This window comes from Pseudomonas syringae pv. coryli str. NCPPB 4273, assembly GCF_000972175.1.
GTDB classification, from domain to species: domain Bacteria; phylum Pseudomonadota; class Gammaproteobacteria; order Pseudomonadales; family Pseudomonadaceae; genus Aquipseudomonas; species Aquipseudomonas syringae.
Map to the genome: position 1 here is coordinate 61,649 of NZ_AWQP01000043.1, position 21,476 is coordinate 83,124.

The following is a 21,476-nucleotide window of genomic DNA, read 5'->3' on the forward strand; positions in this document are numbered from 1 at the left end:
AGCAAACAATGTTCAATCCTTCTAACGAAACGCACTTCAGTCTGACCGTCAAAGATTTTTCAGGCGACCTGCAAGTGTTGTCGTTTACAGGCACTGAAAGCATCAGCCAACCGTTTCGGTTCGACCTGGAACTGGTCAGCGAAAACCCCGACATCGATCTGGAGACGCTTCTGCACAAGCAGGCATTTCTGGCGTTCGATCCACAGGGGAATGGCATCCACGGGCAGATCTACCGCATCGCCCAAGGCGACGCGGGCAAGCGTCTGACGCGTTACACCCTGTCGTTGGTGCCGCAGTTGCAGTACCTGCATCACCGGACCAACCAGCGCATCTATCAGCAGATGTCGGCGCAGCAAATCATCGCGCTGATCCTGGAAGAGCATGGAATCAAGGGCAACGGCTACAGCTTTCAGCTCGGCCAGCCATGCCCGGCGCGCGATTACTGCGTGCAGTACGATGAAACCGATCTGCACTTCGTCCAGCGGCTGTGCGAGGAAGAGGGGGTTCACTACCACTTCCAGCACAGCCAGGAAGGGCATGTGCTGGTCTTCGGCGACGATCAAACGGTCTTCCCCAAGCTGAGTGGGCCCACGGCTTATGTGCAAGGCAGCGGCCTGGTCGCTGACGTGCCGGTGATAAAGGGATTCCAACTGCGTCTGGAAACCCGAACCAGTCGCATCACCCGTCGCGACTACGACTTTGAAAAACCCAACCTGCAACTCGAAGCGGCCTACAAGCCTGCTGGCGACAGCACTGAGCCAGACCTGGAAGACTACGACTACCCAGGCCGCTTCCTGGATCGTGCGCGGGGTAAATTCCTCAGCCAGCGCGCCCTTGAGCGCCATCGCGCCGACTATCAGCAAGCCGAAGGCTGGGGCGATCAGACCACGCTCAAGAGCGGGCATTTTCTTCCGTTATCCGAGCACCCACGCGCGGAGTGGAACGACTTGTGGCTGCTGACCGAGATCGTCCATGAAGGCAAGCAGCCGCAAGTGTTGGAAGAGTCGGTGACCAGCGACACCACCAACAACAAGGACGACTTCCACCACGGCTATCGCAACCGATTCCTGGCAACCCCGTGGGCAGTCTTTTATCGCCCGGCACTGCAACACCCCAAGCCTCGCGTGCTCGGCAGCCAGACCGCCGTGGTCACCGGGCCCAAGGGTGAAGAGATTCACTGCGACCAGTATGGCCGTGTGAAGGTCCAGTTCTTCTGGGACCGCGAAGGCCTGGCCGATGACAAGACCAGTTGCTGGCTACGCGTTTCCAGCAGTTGGGCGGGCGATCGCTACGGCGGCATCAGCATCCCGCGCGTAGGGATGGAAGTGCTGGTGTCATTCCTTGAGGGCGACCCGGACCAACCGCTGGTGACCGGCTGCCTGTATCACAAGGAAAACCAGGTTCCGTACCCGCTGCCGACCAACAAGACCCGCACGGTATTCAAGACCTTCAGCTCCCCTGGCGGTGGGGGCTACAACGAACTGCGCATCGAAGATAAAAAAGGGGCGGAACAGATCTTCATCCATGCCCAGCGGGACTGGGACGAGAACATCGAAAACGACCAGAAAATCCGCGTCGGCAACGAACGCCACGACACGGTCGAAAAGAACACCTACACCGAGCTGAAAGCCGAAGAACACCGCACCACCCACGCCGACCGCAAGACCGAAGTGCGCATGGACGACCACCTGACCGTCGCGCAGAACCAGCACGTGAAACTAGGCACCGCGCAACTGACCAGCGCAGGCACCGAGATTCACCTGAAGGCCGGCGAAAAGATCGTCATCGAGGCAGGCGTGGAGCTCACCGTGAAAGCGGGCGGGAGCTTCATCAAGCTCGACGCGGGCGGGATAACCATGATCGGCCCGATCGCGAAGGTCAACGCTGGAGGCTCCGCCGGAACCGGCACCGGGATAGGCATCAAGCCGCCCAGGTTGCCGGGGGTTGTGGATAAAGATAAGGCGGGGAGTTTGATGGATCCGGCGTTGGTGAATGCTCCGCCTGAGAAGGTTGAACCGAAGGCTTTTTTTGCGTTTTCTGAATAAGGATAAACTCATGATTAACACTAATTCACAGTCGACGCTGAGACGCTTAAAACTGACCTTTTCTGTTTTAGCGCTGGTCACTATAAGTGCATGTTCTAATACCACGTTGGAAGAACAATTCCGTGGAATCGAAGCTTGCCAGATCAAGAATATCTACCTTGATCCTGTGACGAAGAAAGCCAGCGGTGCGTATTTTACTGAACGAAAGCTAGAGCCTTGCAGAGTCGATGAGGCTGCTTTTTACTGCGTAAATGATACGTTCTATGGATTGGCAGTAAATCAAATAGCCATACCCTATAAAGGACCATTTAGTGTTCATGCTATATATTTAAAAGACAGCCCTGCGACCGTTGAGGCTACACTTAAAGCTAAATTTACGAATATTAAGCTCAATCAAAAAGACGGTATGTCGCCTGTTTTAATAGCAAATCCGAAGCAACAAGGAAGTTCAGTTTTCTACTGTGATGAGTACAGTGAGTAATAATATGGAACTCTATAATCCAGGTGCATCTTTTCGTTATACAAGCGAGTGGAATCCTACACGTACTCACCCTGTCAGTGGAGAGGTTCGTCCGCATAGAGGCGAGGACTGGGGCGCTCCCGTAGGCACATCTATCCCCGCAGCTGGCGCCGGGAAGGTGGTCTACAAAGGCGTTATGGCTGGATACGGGAATCTGGTAGTCCTAGAGCACGCTAACGGCACAGAAATTGTTCACACCCTATATGCGCATATGAGCGCGCCATCTCCACTAGCATTGGGGGCATCCGTTGCCAAAGGAGCAACCGTTGGCCCTTGCGGAAATACCGGTATAGGGACAGGCGCGCATTTACATTTTGAAGTACTGAGAAACGGAACTAAAGGCCAGCCAAATCTAGCACGCGGACATGCGACAGTTGATCCTCGCGGATTCGACATTTCGAACTTGGCCAATCCGGATGGCGTCAGTCCAGCTGCCCCCGCGCCTGCTGAAACCGTAGCGGCGAGCGGCACTTGGCAATTTCCCATTCGCAAGGCGGGAGGAGCGCAGTACAAGGACGCGGAAGAACTGTTTGCCGCTCTGGAGAAAGAAACGTCAGGCCATTATCTCTTGGGTAGTCACAAGTTCTGGCACGGCGGCATCCACATCACCGATCAGAGTTCCCCGCAATGTGTGCGAGAAGAGCCCGTTCGCTGCATAGGCAACGGCGTGGTGGTCGCCTACCGTCTGAACAAAGATTATCTGACAAGCGAATTTGCCGGTGCCGAAGCAACGCAATCCCTGAAATACTCCAATTCGTTCTGTCTTGTGCGCCATGACTATAAGTCACCCGCCAACACTGAGGTGCAGCCTGGCACCAGCAACGAACTGACGTTTTACAGCCTGTACATGCACTTGCTGCCGTTTGACCGATACCCGGTTTCCCAAGATGAAATACCGGCTCTAAGAATCAAGATGATTGCGAGCGGCTTCAGGGCGAGAAGTGACATCAAAGGCGCTCCCGATTGCCAGGAATATGGAGCCATCTCCGCGGGTGCCGAAATTGAAATTCTGGAAGAACACGCTGATCGTGTTCATGCGAAAGGTAAACTCATAAAAGGTACAGTTGGCGGGCGCACCGAAGGGCAGGAGTTCTGGTTTGCCTACAAACAGAACGGTACTTCCTACCCCAAATCGGATGGCACGCCCAGCTGGCAAGAAGTCGTCCCGCCAGAGAGAACCAAGCCCGGATACTGGAAAGGAAAAGTCAGAGCGGTCGTCACCGCCAGCGGACTGACCCTCCGCCACCCGCCGGCGACACTCACTCACGGTGCGGCGGCGGGGCAGCCCATAAGCGCGGCAACGACACAGAGTTCAAATCAGGGCCTGGTGCTATGCACGAACAGTACGATCGAGTTCGATAGCGCAAAAGTGCTCAATCTCAAGATCGGAACCAAGACGTTACGAATGGCTGAATGTACGTTTATTCCAAGCACTTCAGGTCCGACGACGGGGTTGAAGGGCCATTCCTTGCCAGTGCCGTCTTCTTTCTGGGCTTGCGTGGAGGATGTCTCCCCCAACCGCTTTGTTCAGTGGCAAGCGCTGACGCCTACTGTTTTCGATGCAGTCGTTCCAATGGAGACAGCCATCAAGGCGGGAGATCCAATTGGCTATTTAGGGCTGAACGAGAACATAGCAGGACCAACGGGTGGGGTTTCCAGCAAGTATCAGGTGCACGTGGAGGTCTTTTCGGCTGATCCTAGAATAGAGGATTTTTTGAAGAATAAGGCTGGTGTGAAGGAGGGTAAGCAATATATCTACCTGACGGCCGATACCAAGCTAAATAAGAAGGCTCCTGAAACCGGTCAGATCGATTTGAAAAAAGAGCATGTGGTTGATCTGGCTAAAGCCACCCCGTTTAAAGATACTGTTGAGTGGTACGAGGTTTCTGTATTGGATGAAACTGTGACTAAAACGGGGCTCATTAAAAAAAGTGAAGCCAAGTTTATTTCGCAGCATGATTGGGAAAAGTTAGGCTTCCGAATTGTAAAAGAAGAAAACGTCAACGCTGACGGCTTTTTAGATCCTGACGACATGCCAGCGTTTTTTAAAGAGCTTTACACAAGCTTGGACAAGCTGGGTAATTCCGATGGGAAAGTCACATCAGATGATCTCACACAGGCGCTAAAAAATAGCGAGCTTAGAGACCAGTGGTCAAAGCTGGTTGCTTATCATCCTACAGAGTGGAAAGACAGCGCCGATAGTCCAAAGTGGGCTCGTTTGCCTGATTTGTTAAAAGATAGCCCGAACGTACTGGAACACGAAAAAAAGCGTATCGACAGTCTGGTTTTTTGGAAAGATATCGGTTCGCAGTCAGGGCCTTTTAATGAAGGTATTCTATGGCATTTTCATCCGGTTTCCTTCGTGAGCAACATCCTCTCGACCAGCTGTATTCCCTTAGATAAAGCTAAAGAGATCGCACTATTAGTCTCGTCAGGATACGAGGGAAAGAGCAAGCTTGATTATGAGGCGTTGGCTGACAACTTCGACGGGCAAGGTATGTCATTTGGAATAATTCAATGGAACTTCGGTCAGGGGACGCTGGGTCCGGTTTTGCTAGAAATGAGAGCGGCAAATCAAGCCGTTTTCGATAGCTGTTTTGGGATAAATATGAACTTTCAGGTTTTGATCAACTCTATAGTTTCCGCCAATAAAACAGATCAAATGAACTGGGCTATTGGAGTTATCGCTAATAATAGGGCTGGCTGGAAGTCAGCTTTCAAAAAGATAGGGGAGGTTGAGGCGTTTCAGAAGATACAACTCAATCATGCGGCAAAGTACAATAGTAACATAGTGTCATGTGTGAAGCTTATGCGTGAGCTTGCACCCCATTTGATGGTGAAGGTAGAGCTGAGAACATACTGCGCGCTGTATGACCTATGTGTCCAGCAAAATAACTTGACGAAGGCCGAAGAGCTTATTAGGTCCGAGTTTTCCGGCGCCAATGTAACTAGCCAAAAAGAACTGCTGGTTTTTGTATGCAAAAAAAGAGCGGAAAAAGCCTCCATGAAATATCGCGCTGATGCTTTCAGTCGACGTATGGGTATTATTACAGGGCAAACATATTCCGTGAGTATGAGTGGCGAGACCTCTGCGCGCGCAAACTCGAATTACCATATGATAACCGAAGGGCACGTCTGTGATTTCTAAAAAAGCATTATTTGCTGTGATTTTTATGTTCGCCACTTCCGTATGGGCAGATAAAAATAGAGTTGTGTGTGACCCGGATAGTAATTTTTGTTCTATTCAAGTTGAAAGAAATTATTGTGGCGATGGCGAAATCTCTAAATCGAGATGGAACATGTTAAGTGGGGAGTATGTACTAAGCTGCGAGTGTGACTGCACTGCACAAGAGAACCACTTTTGGATTGTAAATTCAAGTGGGGATGTGAAGTCTCTTGATGCAAGCAAGATATTGAGTTCGATAGATTTAAATAAAAATAAGCAAGGTATACCTGATACTTTCGGAGTGGTTCCTTTTTGCAGCGCAGAGAACTCTAGTTCGAATGTGCTTGTTTTTCTTGAAAAGCTACCAAGTAATAAATCTGCTAGCGCACCATACTGCTATTCACAGATGAAGCAAGAATCGGCAGAGCTATGTATAACTGAAGAATGTTTGGAAAAGAAAAGAGTTGCTATTGATATCGGAAAAAAATACAAGCAACAGTTTTTACTTGAGTTTAAAAATTCTACCTCTCGCCTATATAAAGAAAAATTAAGGTTTGCCGATTTTCCGAAGAGGGTTTTTGTGGAATCTTATCTGGATAATTATGGATATTCAAAAGATGATCAGCAGCTGCTTAATGATGTAGCCTATTTCTGGCAGCAGGCTAATTTCAATAGTGATGCAATATGGTTACTTGAGAAGGTGATTGATAATAATCCCGAAAGAGTCGTCGCTTATCTGAATCTAGCAGATGCATATTGGTCCGAAGGCGACAAGAAAACTGCACAAAAAAACTACAATATCTATATCGGCATTATGACTAAGCAGGGTAAGCAACAAAAAATTCCTAGTCGAGTGATGGCACGCTATAACTCGAATTAATAGCGCGTTTCAATTTCAGTCTGAGGCCCTGATATGTCTGTCTTCCCCAAGCTGAGTAAGCCCACGGCTTATGTGCAAGGCAGCGGCCTGGTCGCTGACGTTCCGGTCATCAATGGATTCCAGCTGCGTCTGGAACCCCGCACAGGCGGTGTGACCCGACGCGACTACGACTCGGCGACCTGCTATCTGGGCGTTACGGAGCAAGATTCTGCAGAGGCCGCTTTTGTTGCTGTGGCAATCAGCTGGTGTAACCTGACACGCCGTCTCGAAAGTCAGTAAGATCAAGGAGACAATGAAATGAGGCTTTCTAAAGCGTGGATGGCTCTAGTAATTTTTTTCTCGTCACAAGCTTTCGCCCAATTTGAATACGTACTCATCAAACAAGGAGTAACGCAAAACATAAGAGCTGAGTGTATTGGTAATAAAAATAGCCTGCGGTTTGAAAGTGGAAGTATTGGGGTGGTTAAAGACTCTGGGGAGGTTTATGGCTTAGATATGGAAAAGCAAGAGGGTGATCTGTTTGCTTATTATGGCTCCGTAGGAAAAGAAGAACCTTGCATTGTTGCGCTTAAGTATGCAGAAAACTCTGTTAATGAAAGTTATTACCTGTTCGTTTTTGACCAAAAAACAGATAAATTTAAAAAGTCAGTCGTGCGTGCGATAGGGAGCCCGGACTTTGTCTCTGAAAAAATATTAAGTAGCTACAATGATGGTCCCATCAAGCACGATGACGCTGTTTGCTATTCTCGTATAAAAAAAGATTATTATTTTTGCGAGAAAAGAACGCAGTTTTCAGAGCGCTTGCAAAAACTTGAAATTTGCAATGAAATATCTTGTTCCGAGCCAAAGATTGTTAAGGAAAACACGATGGAGCAGGCACGCGCGCGCGTGGTTGTAGGAAAGTCATATTTTTTTAATAGAAGTGGTTCTTCTAGTTTTGTTAAAAGAAAGGCTTATCTTGTAAAGGGCGATATTGTAGAGTTGCAAGACTATTATAGTGATGGTAATGCCTCCTACTTTAATGTGGTCTATTCGGGAAGCAAAAAAACTACCGGTTGGGTCTTTGAAGAGTCCGTGTTGTCGCTAGAGGCTGGAAATTTTTCGGCTGCAGTAAGTCAAGACAAGGCCACGTTATATTTTAATTCGTCGGAAGGCTCGCGAAGCAACGGCCATCTGATCAAGGGTGACCGTGTGCGTATTTCTGGAACATCGTTCTGGCTACTTGGAGATTAGATACGAAAGCAAAAAGGAGCTATTTTGCATCAATGGATCAAATTGTCTTCGGTAATATAGTATTTTTTATAATTCGTACTGGCAGGAGATGGCAGATGGTGTCGTTAACCGCAGCAAAGAAATTGTTTATGGGGTTATGTATTCTGAACTTGACGGGTGTTGCGTTCGCTGACAACGACTGTAATGTCAGCGGAGTATCCAATCCGGATATTATCACGTGTAATCAAGCGTCCTATGCCCGGTTGGATAGAATATTGAACGCGCAATACAAGTCGTTGCTTTCTGAACTGGACTCGTCCTCCAGGTCCGAGCTGCTATCCACACAGAAGGTGTGGGTCAAGTTAAAAGAGGGATATTGTGACGACCTGAAGCACTCGGGTGCTGAGTCTTCGGTGGAAATTATTTCCTGTAAATCACAATTCACAAGCTTTCGCTTGAACGAAATTATTTATCTTCATACAGGCGTTGTGGGGGATGGGTTCTACAAAGCAGTTTCGATGGTAAGTAACAATGTAACATCCTTGGATTACGCCAAAGCTTTCCAATACGTTAGCGGGGACGGCGATTTTGGCGCATTATGGAAGGATTACGCAGGGAAGAATTGTGCCATGACGAATAAATTGTACAGTGAGTCGCTGAAAGACTGTATGGCGAGAATGAGATTTCAAACGCCTATTTATTAATATGACAATAGTGCCGCGTCAATAAATTGTATTCGAATGCTTTTGGGTCCGCTATGCTTAATCGGCGCTTCTTTATCAGATTTTTGAGTTTTTGCGATCACAGGGTGTTTGAATGTTTAATCGTGAAATTATGGCTGTGACCCTATCTCTTTCATGCTCCATGCTATGTCACGCGGACACGGATCCAGTCGATATTATCGGGATTGGCGGTAGCGCGCTGCATTTCAGTCATTTCAACGAAAAATTCGGCGGCTGGAGCCATGTGGAGTATACGTCACCCACACATCGTTTCTTTCTCTATGCACCACCCGATGGTATTGGCGATTCTGGGGTAAGCGTCGTAGCAGGATCGGATAACAGCATGGTATCGCCGGATCAAAAGAATGTTCTCATCCAGCGCACAATGCTCGGCTATGTCGAAGATCCACAGGGCAATCGTATTATTTCCGAGCAAACCTACTGCGATGCGATCGCTCTGGAGACCGGGTGCGCCAGAAATCTCGGTTCCGCGATTCAATGTGACGGAGAATGGGTTGGCAACGCGTGGAAAGACACTACAGGTCGTTTGATTGACTTTTCAAAACCAGGAACTTCGCCTCAGGAGGTTAGAAATCAGGCGTCAACATTGTCCTCTGCCAAGTCCCGCGCGCTTTCGCTGAGCGACACGCTGTTTATGGGTGTTCCTTCATACATGGCGTGCTATCCGGTAAAGGAAAATATTGCGGCTTACAATGATCTTGGTTTCTACTTCGCGGAAGGTGGGGAGCATCTCTGGGCCATGCAGGTCTATGAGAAATTATTGGATCTGGCTCAGGAAAGGATTCCTCTGCAGCTTAATATCGCGGACTCGCTCTGGGCGTTGGGGCAGCGCAACGATGCTAAATCTCACTACGCAATTTACCGTGATGCCATGCTGAAAAAAGGCTCTGTGAACAAGATTCCGAATCGTGTCCAGCTGCGGTTGAAATAAGCGCTAAGCAGTTCGCTTGGCAGACGAGCCATTACCCAGCAATGAAGACCAAAAAATTGGGCAGACAATCCCGCAACAAGCCAGGCCCTCTCGACCCAAAACTGATGTATTTCTACGCCCCGCACAACTTTCGCGCCCGCTATTTCCCGATGTTCATGTTTTCCATCTTCATGTGCATATTTTCGCTGGCCATCACGACAAGCATCGTCACGCAGGCCTGGTTTGCTCATGACCGCGATGCTTCCATGGATACCCTCAGGCTCATGATGGGTACCAGTTTGATCATGTCAGCTGGCGGCATTTCGCTGGCAAGAGGGCGGCTGTGGGGGATGTGGGTGTTGGTGGCGTTGCTGGCGATCTGCCTGGCTACGGTGCTGGTGATCTGGGCTTTGCCTGGTCGGCGTGTCGATGTGATCAGTTCGATATTGGGTGTGCTGTTTCCGTTGCTTGGCTTTTTGTCTCTGAACAGCAAGCGTCACCGGGAGATGCGTGAGCAGTTCCTGTTCAATCACGCTCACCGCAAGGCGCTGCGTGAAGAGTACAAACTCAGGGATGCGCGTAGGCACCATATCGAGAGTCGCAGGGCCATGCTGCGCGAGAGGAAGGCGAGCCGTCGATAGCCGGATGCTTTCCTGCAGACAACAAAAAACCCGCCGAAGCGGGTTTTTCCAAGACCATCCCGACTTCCTGTCGGACGCATCCGAGGCGATGGTCGATCATCCTTGATCCGGGTGAACTCCTGTTCACCCCTTGATGGATCCAATGCTACGGAGCGCGAGCTGGGTCGGAAATAGCCAAATTCCTCCAGCGCGTGTAAGCCTTTCGCTATACCTCGCGGGCTCAGCTTCGAACGGCCCTTTGAAGAGCGGGAAATCTGGCGTCAGGAAAAATCTTGAGGCGGTATGGCGCTGACGGCAAAAATCGCAGGCAATAAAAAACCCGCCGAAGCGGGTTTGTACCAAGACCATTCCAACTCCCTGTCGGCTGCCTTCCCGGCGATGGTCGATCGTCCCTGATCCTGGCGAACTCCTTGTTCGCCAGTTGTTGGATCCAATACTACGGCTCTGACGGCAGGTGCAAAATAGCCATTCGCTTCATTGCGTGTAAGCCTTTGGCTATACATGTGTCCGTTTTTGCGGATTCTCAGGTGCACGGCCATGCATCGGGAACGTAGAAAAAACCGGTGAAACTGCTGTGCCAGAGCGGCGCAGGCTTGTTTTCAAGGTGAGAAATTCGCGGTTACTTCACAATAGCGCTGCTGGGCGTTTTTACTGTCCTCGTCGCGGTTTCTGGCCGCGCGTTTGGTCCACTCTCGGCACTCTTCTCTGAAATTGACCTCCGCTGCCTTGCGACACTCGCGCCGTTCGAATGAACGAATAGCGAAGTTTTCGCAGACGCTGTCGCCATCGATCGTGTTGCCGTACACCCGCCACTGCGCGCGGTAGCGGTTTCTGCCGTCCGCTTCGCGGATGGAGGCCGTCGCTACGCTGTAAGGCCTGGAAGAACGCGCAGAGTTGCGTGAAGCATTTGCCTTGAAATCGGCCATGTAGTCGGCAGACACCATGCCTGTTGCCGGTTCTGACTGAGCGGGGCGTGGAGCCTGGCCGAATCGACAGTTCGCTACCGCCTCATCGATGACGTTGCCGTTTTTCATGCAGTCATCCAAGGGCTGCACAGGGGCGGGCGGCGCTACAGTGGCCGCGATCGGCACAAGCTCTGCGGTTTTTCGAATGTGTGCGGGCGCAGGATCGGCGGCGGCTGCGGGCTGCGCCTCGGCCTCGACTGTCCGGGTTTCAGGTATGGACTGCACAACAGGCGGTACTGTCAGCGCTTTGGGGCCTCTCGCGTGTGAGGTGATCAGTCCGGCCACGCAGGCTGCAGCAATAAGGCACGCCAGCCACAGGCCATAAGGGCGTGAGCGGCGAGGCGCATCGACGCGCTTGCGGCGTGGATGCGAGCCCAGCACCACATCGACCTGACCGGGCACGAGGCGCTGAATGCGGATGATCCCGTCGTCCTCGGGTTGCTGTAGGGAATCCATTCCTGCTCCTGATCAAGCGATGTTCGGTGGTGATATTACAATGATATCGGCCGGTGGGTAGAGTTTCTGCAACGCTTTGGTGCTATGTGCATCCGGCCTGGCGCGTTAAGGTTGAGGCCGTTTTTTGACTGATGGATGGACCGCGAATGCACCAGCGTCTCGAACAGGTATTCGGCTACACACAGTTCCGGCCGGGGCAGGAGGCTGCCATCAGTGCGGTACTGGCCGGACGCTCGGCTGCGGCGATCTTTCCGACTGGCTCGGGCAAGTCGCTATGTTACCAATTGCCTGCCCTGATGTTGCCGCATTTGACGCTGGTGGTGTCGCCGTTGCTGGCGCTGATTCAGGATCAGCTTGCCTTCCTGCACCGCCATGGCATTTCGGCGGCGAGCATTGATTCTGCGCAGAGCCGCGACGAGATCGCTGACGTGATGGCGCGCGCACGTTCCGGCGAGCTGAAGATTCTGATGATCTCGGTCGAGCGCTTGAAGAACGAGCGCTTCCGCAATTTCATCGCTCAAGTGCCGATTTCCTTGCTGGTGGTCGACGAAGCGCACTGCATTTCGGAGTGGGGGTATAACTTCCGCCCCGACTACCTGAAACTGCCGGACTACCAGCGCGAATTCAATATTCCCCAGACATTGCTGCTGACCGCCACGGCGACCCCGCAAGTCATCATCGACATGCAGGACAAATTCGCCATTGCCCCCGAGGATGTCATCACCACCGGTTTCTACCGCGCCAACCTGCACCTGTGGGTCAAGCCGGTCAGCGGACGAGACAAGCGACGCCGGCTGGTGGAGTGGCTCAACGAGCGTCGCGGGCAACCGACCATCGTTTACGTGACCCTGCAAAAGACCGCCGAACATATCGCCGCGCACCTGGAGCAGCATGGCCTGCCCTCCAGCGCCTACCATGCCGGGCTGCCCAACGATCAGCGCGAGTCGATCCAGAAGCAGTTCATGGGCGGCCATTTGAACTGCATCGTGGCAACCATCGCGTTCGGGATGGGCATCGACAAAAGCGACATTCGCAACGTGGTGCATTTCGACCTGCCCAAATCCATCGAGAACTACAGCCAGGAAATCGGTCGGGCAGGGCGCGATGGTGCTGCTTCGGATTGTCTGGTGCTGGCCAACCGCGACAGCCTCAACGTGCTGGAGAACTTCGTGTATGGCGATACGCCGGAGCGCGAGGGGATTGCCCGTGTGCTGGAAGACCTGCTCGGGGCGCGTCATGACGGGCAGTGGGAATTTCTGCTCGGGCCGCTCGCCGACCTCAGCAACATTCGTCAATTGCCGTTGAAGACCCTGCTGGTGCAACTGGAGCTGCGCGGGATCATTGCGCCGCGCTACGCGTATTTTGCCGAGTACCGCTTCAAGTTTCTGCTCCAGCCGCAAGACCTGATGGCGCGTTTCGAAGGGGAGCGACGCGAGTTCGTTCAGGCCCTGATCGACACCTCAAACCGGGCACGGACCTGGGCCACCGTCGATTTCGAGGCGATGTACCAGCAATACGGCGCCGAGCGCGGGCGGGTGGTCAAGGCGCTGGATTACTTTCAGGAAAAAGGCTGGATCGAGCTTGAAAGCAAACAGATGACCGAGGTCTACAGCCTGTTGCGCAGCGACTTTGATGCACAGGCCCTGAGCGTCGAATTGCACGATTATTTCGCTCATCACGAAGCCACTGAAGTTGCGCGCATTCACACCATGCTGGACGTGTTCGCCAGTGACCAGTGCCTGACCCATCGGCTGGCGCGGTACTTCGGTGATCACAATGCGCCTGAGCGTTGCGGGCATTGCTCGGTCTGCCTTGGCGAAGTCGCCCACCTGCCCGAACCACCCGCGCTGGAGCCCTTGGCGAATCGGGACTTTCAGCAACTGTGCAGCGAGTTTATCCACAAGCACCAGGACTACACCGGCCAGCGGCCCAGCGCTGACTGCCTGACGCGTTTTCTGTGCGGCATCAGCGTGCCGCTGTTCACCAAGCTCAAAGCCCGCGCCACCACCGGTTTTGCCGTGCTGGAGGACTATCCGTACGCACAGGTGAGGACGTGGGTGCAGGCGATGGCTGGCAACTGACTACGCGTACAAAGTGATCTGACCAAGGGGGCGATGCTCTGCATCCAGTCCTGAGCCTGCGTTGCGACAGACAAATGAAAACCGGCCGCTCAAGAGCGGCCGGTTTTTTGTGCTTCAGCAACTGACGGTGGTATCAGTCACGATGACGGCGATGGCCGTGGTGCTTCGGGCGATGGCCATGGTCACGGCCACCACGATAACGACGATCGTCGCTGCGGCTTTCGTTGCCCATGTAGTTGCCGAGTGCAGCACCGCCGCCGCCACCTACCGCCGAGCCGACCAGGCTGCCGGTGTTGCCGCCGACGCTGCGACCCAGCACGTTACCGCCCGCTGCGCCCAGACCGCCGCCAATGGCTGCTTCTGTGCGGTTGCGACGATCTGCGCCTACAGCGCCACCGGCTGCGCCGCCGACACCCGCGCCAATTGCTGAACCAGTGCTGCCGCCGACCTGCTGGCCGACGACCGAACCGAGTACCCCACCCAATGCTCCGCCTACGCCTGACTCGAGGTTGCCTGCAGACGCTGCACCGCCGATCAAGGTAAGAGACAACAACAGTATCGAGGAATACTTCATGTATGGAATCTCATAGGGATGACGCCGCGATCTTGGTGTCAAGTGAAGAATGTAGCAATGCAATTCCGACGAGTAACACGATTGCCACACAAACTGCTAAGTTATTGTTTTGGCTAAGGAACTTAAGTCGAAAAAGAGAGTCTGAGGTTACTTGCAAAAGGCCCGCTTCCAGTGAAGCGGGCCTTTTTTGTGGGCGTCTTTCAGGGACGTCAGAGGATGCGTGCCGACTCTGCCGAGCGCTCGAGGCGAATGGCAACGAACTTCGATGTCGGCGTGCTGCTGCCATCACCCACGCTTTCCAGAGGCACCAGCGGGTTGACCTCTGGGTAGTAGGCGGCAGCCTGACCGGCCGGAATATCGAACGGCAACAACGTGAAGCCTTTGACGCGGCGCTCGCGGTTATCACTCCAGATCGAAATCAGGTCCGCCTTCTGCCCCGGCTGGAAGCCGAGACGGATGATGTCGGCTTCGTTGACGAACAGCACGTCACGCTGACCTTTAACGCCGCGATAACGGTCATCCAGGCCATAGATAGTGGTGTTGTACTGATCGTGCGAGCGCATCGATTGCATGATCAGGTCCGGGATCTGCCCGGTGGAGCTGACGTGTTCATTGATCAGAGTCAGCGGCAGCGCGTTGGACTTAAAGTTGGCGCGGGTCGACGCAGTGTTCCAGCGACGTGCGCCAGCAGCGTTACCCAGATAGAAGCCGCCCGGGTGCTTGACGCGTTCGTTGAAATCCTTGAAGCCGGGGATGGTGTCGGCGATCAGGTCACGAATACGGTTGTAGTCCTCGACCAGCCACAACCAGTCCACAGGCGCCTTGCCCAGCGTAGCGTTGGCGATACCGGCTATGATCGCAGGCTCGGAACGCATTTGCTTCGACGACGGCTTCAACTGACCGTTGGAGGCGTGGACCATGCTGAACGAGTCTTCCACGGTGACGGCTTGTGGGCCGTTGGCCTGGATGTCGATGTCGGTACGGCCGAAGCACGGCAGGATCAGCGCGTCCTTGCCGTGGAACAGGTGACTGCGGTTCAGCTTGGTGCTGATCTGTACGGTCAGGTCACAATTGCTGAGGGCTTCGGCAGTGCGATGGCTGTCCGGTGTGGCTTGAGCGAAGTTGCCGCCCAGTGCGATGAACACCTTGGCGCGACCTTCGGCCATGGCGTGAATGGCTTCGACGACGTTGTGGCCGTTTTCGCGGGGTACTTTGAACTGGAAGCGTTTTTCCAGGGCATCGAGCAGGAATACCGGTGGGCGCTCGTTGATGCCCATGGTGCGGTCACCCTGCACGTTGCTGTGACCGCGCACCGGGCACAGGCCGGCACCCGGACGACCGATGTTGCCGCGCAGCAGCATCAGGTTGGCGATTTCCTGGATGGTCGGCACCGAGTGGCGGTGCTGGGTAATCCCCATCGCCCAGCACATGATTACGTTCTTGCCCTTGGCGTACATGCGTGCCGACTGTTCGATGTCGCTCAGCGGCAGGCCGGACTGCTCGACGATGGCGTCCCAGGACGTGTCATCGATGGCGGCCAGGTATTCGAGTACACCTTCGGTGTGTTCGTTGAGGAACGCATGATCGAACACCGAAGGGGCGTTGTTGGCCTGCGCCTCGCGCTCCCATTGCAGCAGGAACTTGGCCATGCCGCGCAACAGCGCCATGTCGCCACCCAGGGCAGGGCGGAAGTAGGCGGTGTTGGTCGGGCGGTCGCCGTTGGTGAGCATTTCGACCGGGTGCTGCGGATGCTGGAAACGCTCCAGGCCGCGCTCTTTGAGCGGGTTCACGCAAACTACCTGGGCGCCGCGCTGGACCGCTTCACGCAAAGGCTCGAGCATGCGCGGGTGGTTGGTGCCGGGGTTCTGGCCGAGGACGAAGATGGCATCGGCGTGTTCGAAATCCTCGAAGGTCACGGTGCCCTTGCCGACGCCGACGCTTTGCGACAGTGCTACGCCGCTGGCCTCGTGGCACATGTTCGAGCAGTCCGGGAAGTTGTTGGTGCCGTAGGCGCGCACGAACAGCTGATACAGGTACGCCGCTTCGTTGCTGGCGCGACCCGAGGTGTAGAACTCGGCCATGTTCGGGCTGGGCAGGTTCTTCAGATGCTTGGCGATCAGCGCAAACGCGTTGTCCCAGCTGATCGGCTTGTAACGGTCGGTTTCCGCGTCATAAGTCATCGGCTCGGTCAGGCGACCCTGATACTCGAGCCAGTAATCACTCTGCTCCATCAACGAGCTGACGCTGTAGCGGGCGAAGAAGGCCGGGTCGACACGGCGCTTGGTCGCTTCCCAGTTCACCGCCTTGGCGCCGTTCTCGCAGAACTTGACCATGCCGCTTTCCGGCGAATCACCCCAGGCGCAGCCCGGGCAGTCGAAACCGCCGTTCTGGTTGGTCTTGAGCATCATGCGCAGGTTCTTCAGCGCGTTGTCACTGCCCAGCCAGTGTTGCGTCACGCTGATCAGTGCGCCCCATCCGCCTGCCGCACCTTTGTACGGCTTGTAGCGAGGGGTTGGTGTCTTGTCGGCTTGATGATGAGTGCTCACGCTTGAATCTCCATCGCAGGGCTATAGACCCGCGGCGCACTGTGCTGCGGCAGGTGAATTAAATTGAGGTTATGACGGCGGGCCCATTGCAGGGCCAGGCCGGTGGGCGACGACAGGCTGACCAGGGTCTGGATGCCGGCGCGCAATACTTTCTGAATCAGTTCCAGGCTGCAGCGGCTGGTCACGATGGCGACGCCGCCGGCCAGGGGGATGTCCTGGCGGATTAAGGCGCCGATCAGTTTGTCCAGCGCGTTGTGGCGGCCGATGTCTTCACGGCCCAGCAGCAACTGGCCGTTGCCGTCCATGAACACCGCCGCGTGCACAGCGCCGCAATGGCGGCCAAGCGGCTGGAACTCGCCGATGCGCTGACGCAGGCCTTCCAGCCATTCGATCGGTGGCAGGGGCGCGCCGGGCAGGGCCTTCAGATCAGGCAATGCCTGCTCGACGGCTTCAACGCCACACAGTCCGCAGCCGCTGGTGCCTGCCAGTTGCCGACGCTGCTGTTTGAGTTCCCAGAACGCGCGGCTGGCGATCTCGACCTCGGCCTGCATCGCCGAGCCGCAACCGCTGAGTTTGAAGTCGTAGATTTCGTCATGCGAGGCAATGATGCCGCTGCCCAGGCTGAAGCCGACGATAAAGTCTTCCAGATCGGTCGGGCTGACCAGCATGACCGCCTGGCTGATGCCGTTGTAGGCAATCGCCAGTGCCACTTCTTCGGCAAGTTCGTTGCGTGCAGAGGCCGTGCCCTCGAGATTCGAGTAGCTGTAGGACTGGCTTGCTTCGGGGGCTGGCGTAGCAAAGGACGCCGAGCTGACCTTGCGCGTAACGGGCATGGGCTGAAATACCGGCAGAATGACATCTGCAAGACTAGGCCCGTTATGTGAAATCGTCTAATCGCTAGTGCTGATGCCCCGATAGATGACGTCGATCAACGCCCTAGCGCGGTATTTCGGCTACCAGCGCAAAACAGGCTTCAGCCAGTGCCGAGCGCGGCGCACTGCGGCGCATGATCAACCCCAGCCGGGCCAAAGTCCGGGAGTCGGCAATCGGATGCAGGCGCAGATGCTCGGTGAGCGTTTCCAGTCCGCCATCCAGCGGCATGATCGCGCAGCAAAAACCGCCATGTACGGCTTGCAGCAACTGATGAACGGCATCGGTTTGTATCAGCGGGTTGGGTTGCAGGCCGCGGCTATGGAAGTTGTGATCGATCGACTGGCGAAAATGCATGCCGCTGGTCAGCATGCCCAGTGGCAGCTCGACCAGATCGGCCCAGCTCAAGGGATCGTCGCCAAACGAAAAGTGCCGACGGTCGTACAGCAGGCCCATGCGCGTGTCGTCCAGGGTCAGCGAATCGAAACGCTCGTTGTCCAGACGTTCCAGGTACGAGACGCCCAGGTCGATACGATTGCTTGCCAGTTGTTCCAGCACTTGCTCGGAGCTGAGTGACGACAGCTCGAAGCGCAGATTGGGGTGCAGCTGGTGCAGTCGGTGCAGCAATGGCAGCGGATCGAAGCTCGACAGCGGCACCACGCCCAGGCGCAGCGTCCCGACCAGATGACCGCGGCAGGCGGCCGCTTCAGCCTGCAGGCCGTCGTAGGCAGCCAGTACCGTGCGTGCCCAGGCCAATACGCGTTCGCCTGGTGCGGTGAAACCTTCGAAGCGCTGGCCGCGATTGACCAGTGGCAAGCCAAGCTCTTCTTCCAGATTGCGCAGGCGCATCGACAGCGTCGGCTGGGTGATGTTGCAGCGCGCAGCCGCCTGGCCGAAGTGCCTCGTCTCGTCGAGGGCGATCAGAAATTTAAGTTGCTTGATGTCCATGTTCACTCCGATGAGCCGTCCAGACAGCCGATTCTACGCGCTCAGGCTGAACGATGGTCGAGCTACGTTGGTCGGAAGCCTGCAGCCCTTGATTTACAAGGGCTACACTCATCACGCTATTCCTTAAACCTACTTACGGAGAACCAGAAAATGAGTCTGATCAGTTTCATCAAGGAAGCAGGCGAGAAAATTCTGGATGCACTTCTACCAGATAAAGCCAACGCCGATGAGTTGCTGAGAAAGCATATCTCCGAAGTCGGTCTGGGCAACCCCAATGTGCAGACCGAAGTCAACGGCAGCACTGTCACCGTGAAAGGCCAGGTCGCCAATCAGGAGGAGAGGGAAAAGATTGTCGTGACGCTGGGCAATATTCATGGCGTGGATAAAGTCGACGACCAGATGACTGTTGCGGGCGGCGAGACTTCTGAATCTGAATACGTCGAAGTGATGCCGGGCGACACCCTCAGCGCTATTTCCAAGCGCGTGTATCACGATGCCAACCAGTACCAGAAAATCTTTGAAGCCAACAAGCCGATGCTCAAGAGCGCTGACAAGATCTATCCAGGTCAGAAGCTGCGCATTCCGAAGTGATCTGAAGACGCTGCCCGCCTTTTCAGGCGGGCACATGGCGTTGCTTACAATCCCTTGCTCAGCTCCCGATAGTCGTCCACTGCGGCGAACTCTTCGGTGTCTTTCGGGCCTTTCTGGCTGTTGGGCTGGCTGACTGCCAGCAAATGAGCTACACCGAAGTGTCGAGCGCTGCGCAGGATCGGCAAGGTGTCGTCGATAAACAGACTGCGTGCCGGGTCGAACGCTGTTTCGGCCTTCAGGGCGTCCCAGAAATGCTGGCTTTCCTTGGGAAAGCCGTAATCGTGAGAGCTGATCAGGCGTTCGAAATAAGGCGCCAGCTCGATTCGCTCCATCTTCAGCGACAACGAATCACGGTGCGCATTGGTGATCATGATCACCCGCTTGCCGGCTTTTTGCAGGGCCGCCAGAAACGTCTCGGCGTCCGGGCGCAGCGCAATCATGTGGGCGATTTCGCGTTTCAGGTCGCGGACCGACAGGTTAAGCTCGGCGCTCCAGAAATCCAGGCAGTACCAGTTGAGCGTGCCCGCGTTGTTTTCGAACAGCGGTTTCAATTCCAGCCAGGCCATGGCGAAACTGACGCCGTGCAGTTCGGCGTAGCGCTGCGGCAGGTGCTGCATCCAGAAGTGTTCGTCGTAATGCAGGTCGAGCAACGTGCCGTCCATATCCAGCAGGACGGTATCGATTTCGCTCCAGGGCATGGAAAGCATTCTGGCCTCGTCAGGGGGTTGATAGCGGGTAAGCATATCCGACACAGACATCGGGAAAAGCTCGGTATAGTACCTCGTTCATGTAAAGGAGCCTGTCATGCGTCAGAAACCTACCGTACTTGCCCGCGCAATCGTCGCCAGTAGTCGTCTGTTCCGCGTTGAAGAGCTGCAATTGCGCTTTGCCAATGGCGTCGAGCGGACCTATGAGCGTCTGGCCAGCAAAGGCACGGGCCCTGGGGCGGTGATGATCGTGGCCATGCTCGATGCCGATCACGCTGTGCTGATCGAAGAATATTGCGGCGGCACCGATGCCTACGAGCTGTCCCTGCCCAAGGGCCTGATCGAGCCGGGCGAAGACGTGCTGGCGGCCGCCAACCGTGAACTCAAGGAAGAGGCCGGTTTCGGTGCGCGGGAGCTGGAACTGTTGACCGAGCTGTCGCTGTCCCCGGGCTACATGAGCCAGAAAATTCAGGTGGTGCTGGCCACCGACCTTTACGAAGAGCGGCTGGAAGGCGACGAGCCCGAGCCGATCCGGGTCGACCGGATCAACCTGCGCGAGTTGTCCAGCCTTGCCCAGAATGCCCAGTTCAGCGAAGGCCGGGCGCTGGCCGCGCTGTACCTCACACGTGACCTGCTGACCCAGCGTGGATTGTTCCAGCCATGACCGACTCGTTGCACAACCTGCCACATCCGCTGCTCGCCCCGGTGATTGAACTGACGCGACTGGCGGGCGAAGTGATCCTGCCGTTCTGGCGCGCCAATGTCACCGTGACCACCAAGACCGACGACTCGCCGGTGACCGCCGCTGATCTGGCCGCCCATCAGGTGTTGGTCGAGGGTTTGCAGGCGCTTGATCCGGACATTCATGTGCTCTCCGAAGAGGACGCTGACATCCCCTTCAGCGAGCGGGCAGGTTGGGAGCGCTGGTGGCTGGTCGATCCGCTGGACGGCACCAAGGAGTTCATCTCCGGCAGTGAAGAGTTCACCGTCAACGTCGCGCTGATCGAACGCGGCCGCGTGGTATTCGGCGTGGTGTCGATGCCCACCAATAACCGCTGCTACTTCGGCGGCGCCGGGCTGGGTGCCTGGCGCAGTGATAGCGTCGACCACATCCAGCCGATCGCAGTGCGCAACCAGCTTGGCGAAGGGCAGACCTTTACCGTGGTCGCCAGCCGCCGCCACTCCAGCCCGGAGCAGGAGCATTTGCTCGCTGGCCTGTCGAGCGGGCTGGGTCATTTGCAACTGACCAACATCGGCAGCTCACTGAAATTCTGCCTGCTGGCCGAGGGCGCCGCCGACTGCTACCCACGCTTGGCCCCGACCTCGCAATGGGACACCGCTGCGGCGCAGGGCGTGCTTGAAGGTGCAGGAGGCGAAGTGTTGCAACTGGACGGCCAGCCGTTCAGCTACCCGGCGCGCGAATCGCTGCTCAACCCGTTCTTCCTGGCCCTGCCGGCCAACGCCGAATGGCGCGACAAACTGCTGGTGCTGGCGCAGTCCTGAGGCCAGCTTCAAGGCCTCTGCCCGGCGAGCGTAGGCGAACCGGGCGACACTTCGCTTGCTCGCGAAGGCGATGGTTCAGGCGACGAATTTTTGCCGGTTGCACCGGCCTCTTCGCGAG

The 21,476-nt window shown here is 55.3% G+C and carries 19 protein-coding genes and 1 pseudogene; 13 read left to right on the plus strand and 7 right to left on the minus strand.

Annotated features, from left to right (window positions below; translation table 11 throughout):
• Positions 1-8 precede the first annotated feature (8 nt).
• The 9 genes and pseudogenes from P406_RS18120 (at position 9) to P406_RS18160 (ending at position 10,117) form a co-directional block, all read left to right on the plus strand.
• Positions 9-2,045: a type VI secretion system Vgr family protein gene (locus P406_RS18120; RefSeq protein ID WP_046236928.1), complete on the plus strand. Its 2,037-nt coding sequence runs from the start codon at positions 9-11 to the stop codon at positions 2,043-2,045.
• 10 nt (positions 2,046-2,055) lie between these two features.
• Entirely contained in the window at positions 2,056-2,526 is a 471-nt protein-coding gene (locus P406_RS18125; protein WP_046236929.1) for a hypothetical protein, read from the plus strand.
• Between the two features lie 4 nt (positions 2,527-2,530).
• A complete protein-coding gene (locus P406_RS18130; RefSeq protein WP_167338287.1) occupies positions 2,531-5,713 on the plus strand; it encodes a M23 family metallopeptidase in 3,183 nt (1,060 codons plus the stop codon).
• A complete protein-coding gene (locus tag P406_RS18135; protein WP_135007416.1) occupies positions 5,703-6,611 on the plus strand; it encodes a tetratricopeptide repeat protein in 909 nt (302 codons plus the stop codon). Before P406_RS18130 ends, P406_RS18135 begins: the two co-directional genes overlap by 11 nt.
• 24 nt (positions 6,612-6,635) lie before the next feature.
• Positions 6,636-6,782, plus strand: a pseudogene (locus P406_RS30335) (hypothetical protein); the annotation flags it as partial.
• Positions 6,783-6,908: 126 nt separating this feature from the next.
• Positions 6,909-7,844 (plus strand): hypothetical protein, encoded by a 936-nt coding sequence (locus P406_RS18145; protein ID WP_046236931.1) that lies wholly within the window; start codon positions 6,909-6,911, stop codon positions 7,842-7,844.
• Between the two features lie 95 nt (positions 7,845-7,939).
• On the plus strand, positions 7,940-8,527 hold the full coding sequence (locus P406_RS18150; RefSeq protein ID WP_024652748.1) for a lysozyme inhibitor LprI family protein: 588 nt from the start codon (positions 7,940-7,942) through the stop codon (positions 8,525-8,527).
• Between the two features lie 112 nt (positions 8,528-8,639).
• The gene (locus P406_RS18155; protein WP_046236932.1) at positions 8,640-9,497 is read left to right on the plus strand and encodes a tetratricopeptide repeat protein; all 858 of its coding nucleotides are present in this window, start codon (positions 8,640-8,642) and stop codon (positions 9,495-9,497) included.
• Positions 9,498-9,538: 41 nt separating this feature from the next.
• Positions 9,539-10,117: a hypothetical protein gene (locus P406_RS18160; RefSeq protein WP_052739341.1), complete on the plus strand. Its 579-nt coding sequence runs from the start codon at positions 9,539-9,541 to the stop codon at positions 10,115-10,117.
• A gap of 260 nt (positions 10,118-10,377) precedes the next feature.
• On the opposite strand, the gene P406_RS29000 is transcribed toward P406_RS18160, so the two are convergent.
• Complete coding sequence (locus tag P406_RS29000) at positions 10,378-10,656, minus strand: hypothetical protein (protein WP_154232053.1); 279 nt, start codon at positions 10,654-10,656, stop codon at positions 10,378-10,380.
• A gap of 60 nt (positions 10,657-10,716) precedes the next feature.
• The gene (locus P406_RS18165) at positions 10,717-11,538 is read right to left on the minus strand and encodes a hypothetical protein (RefSeq protein ID WP_046236933.1); all 822 of its coding nucleotides are present in this window, start codon (positions 11,536-11,538) and stop codon (positions 10,717-10,719) included.
• A gap of 146 nt (positions 11,539-11,684) precedes the next feature.
• Between P406_RS18165 and P406_RS18170 the strand changes: the two genes are divergently transcribed.
• The gene (locus tag P406_RS18170) at positions 11,685-13,619 is read left to right on the plus strand and encodes a RecQ family ATP-dependent DNA helicase (protein ID WP_046236934.1); all 1,935 of its coding nucleotides are present in this window, start codon (positions 11,685-11,687) and stop codon (positions 13,617-13,619) included.
• Between the two features lie 133 nt (positions 13,620-13,752).
• Here the strand turns inward: P406_RS18170 and P406_RS18175 are convergent, their stop codons facing one another.
• From P406_RS18175 to P406_RS18190, 4 genes are all read right to left on the minus strand, one after another.
• Positions 13,753-14,193 carry a glycine zipper domain-containing protein gene (locus tag P406_RS18175; protein WP_003318246.1) on the minus strand — a complete coding sequence of 147 codons (441 nt, stop codon included), beginning with the start codon at positions 14,191-14,193 and terminating at the stop codon, positions 13,753-13,755.
• Between the two features lie 209 nt (positions 14,194-14,402).
• Positions 14,403-16,739 carry an FdhF/YdeP family oxidoreductase gene (locus P406_RS18180; RefSeq protein ID WP_003413652.1) on the minus strand — a complete coding sequence of 779 codons (2,337 nt, stop codon included), beginning with the start codon at positions 16,737-16,739 and terminating at the stop codon, positions 14,403-14,405.
• Entirely contained in the window at positions 16,736-17,572 is an 837-nt protein-coding gene (gene fdhD, locus P406_RS18185) for a formate dehydrogenase accessory sulfurtransferase FdhD (RefSeq protein ID WP_003420321.1), read from the minus strand. The genes P406_RS18180 and fdhD overlap by 4 nt, the downstream gene beginning before the upstream one ends.
• 103 nt (positions 17,573-17,675) lie before the next feature.
• Entirely contained in the window at positions 17,676-18,557 is an 882-nt protein-coding gene (locus tag P406_RS18190) for a LysR family transcriptional regulator (RefSeq protein ID WP_003420318.1), read from the minus strand.
• Between the two features lie 150 nt (positions 18,558-18,707).
• On the opposite strand from P406_RS18190, the gene lysM reads away from it, so the two are divergent.
• On the plus strand, positions 18,708-19,148 hold the full coding sequence (gene lysM / locus P406_RS18195) for a peptidoglycan-binding protein LysM (protein WP_003318251.1): 441 nt from the start codon (positions 18,708-18,710) through the stop codon (positions 19,146-19,148).
• A gap of 44 nt (positions 19,149-19,192) precedes the next feature.
• Here lysM and yrfG read toward each other — a convergent pair whose 3' ends face one another.
• Positions 19,193-19,855 carry a GMP/IMP nucleotidase gene (gene yrfG, locus P406_RS18200; protein ID WP_003343604.1) on the minus strand — a complete coding sequence of 221 codons (663 nt, stop codon included), beginning with the start codon at positions 19,853-19,855 and terminating at the stop codon, positions 19,193-19,195.
• A gap of 97 nt (positions 19,856-19,952) precedes the next feature.
• Here yrfG and nudE point away from each other — a divergent pair, with 97 nt between their 5' ends.
• Both nudE and cysQ read left to right on the plus strand, forming a co-directional pair.
• Positions 19,953-20,519, plus strand: a complete 567-nt coding sequence (gene nudE, locus P406_RS18205) for an ADP compounds hydrolase NudE (RefSeq protein WP_003372295.1) — start codon at positions 19,953-19,955, stop codon at positions 20,517-20,519.
• Complete coding sequence (gene cysQ, locus P406_RS18210) at positions 20,516-21,358, plus strand: 3'(2'),5'-bisphosphate nucleotidase CysQ (protein ID WP_046236935.1); 843 nt, start codon at positions 20,516-20,518, stop codon at positions 21,356-21,358. The genes nudE and cysQ overlap by 4 nt, the downstream gene beginning before the upstream one ends.
• Positions 21,359-21,476 lie beyond the last annotated feature (118 nt).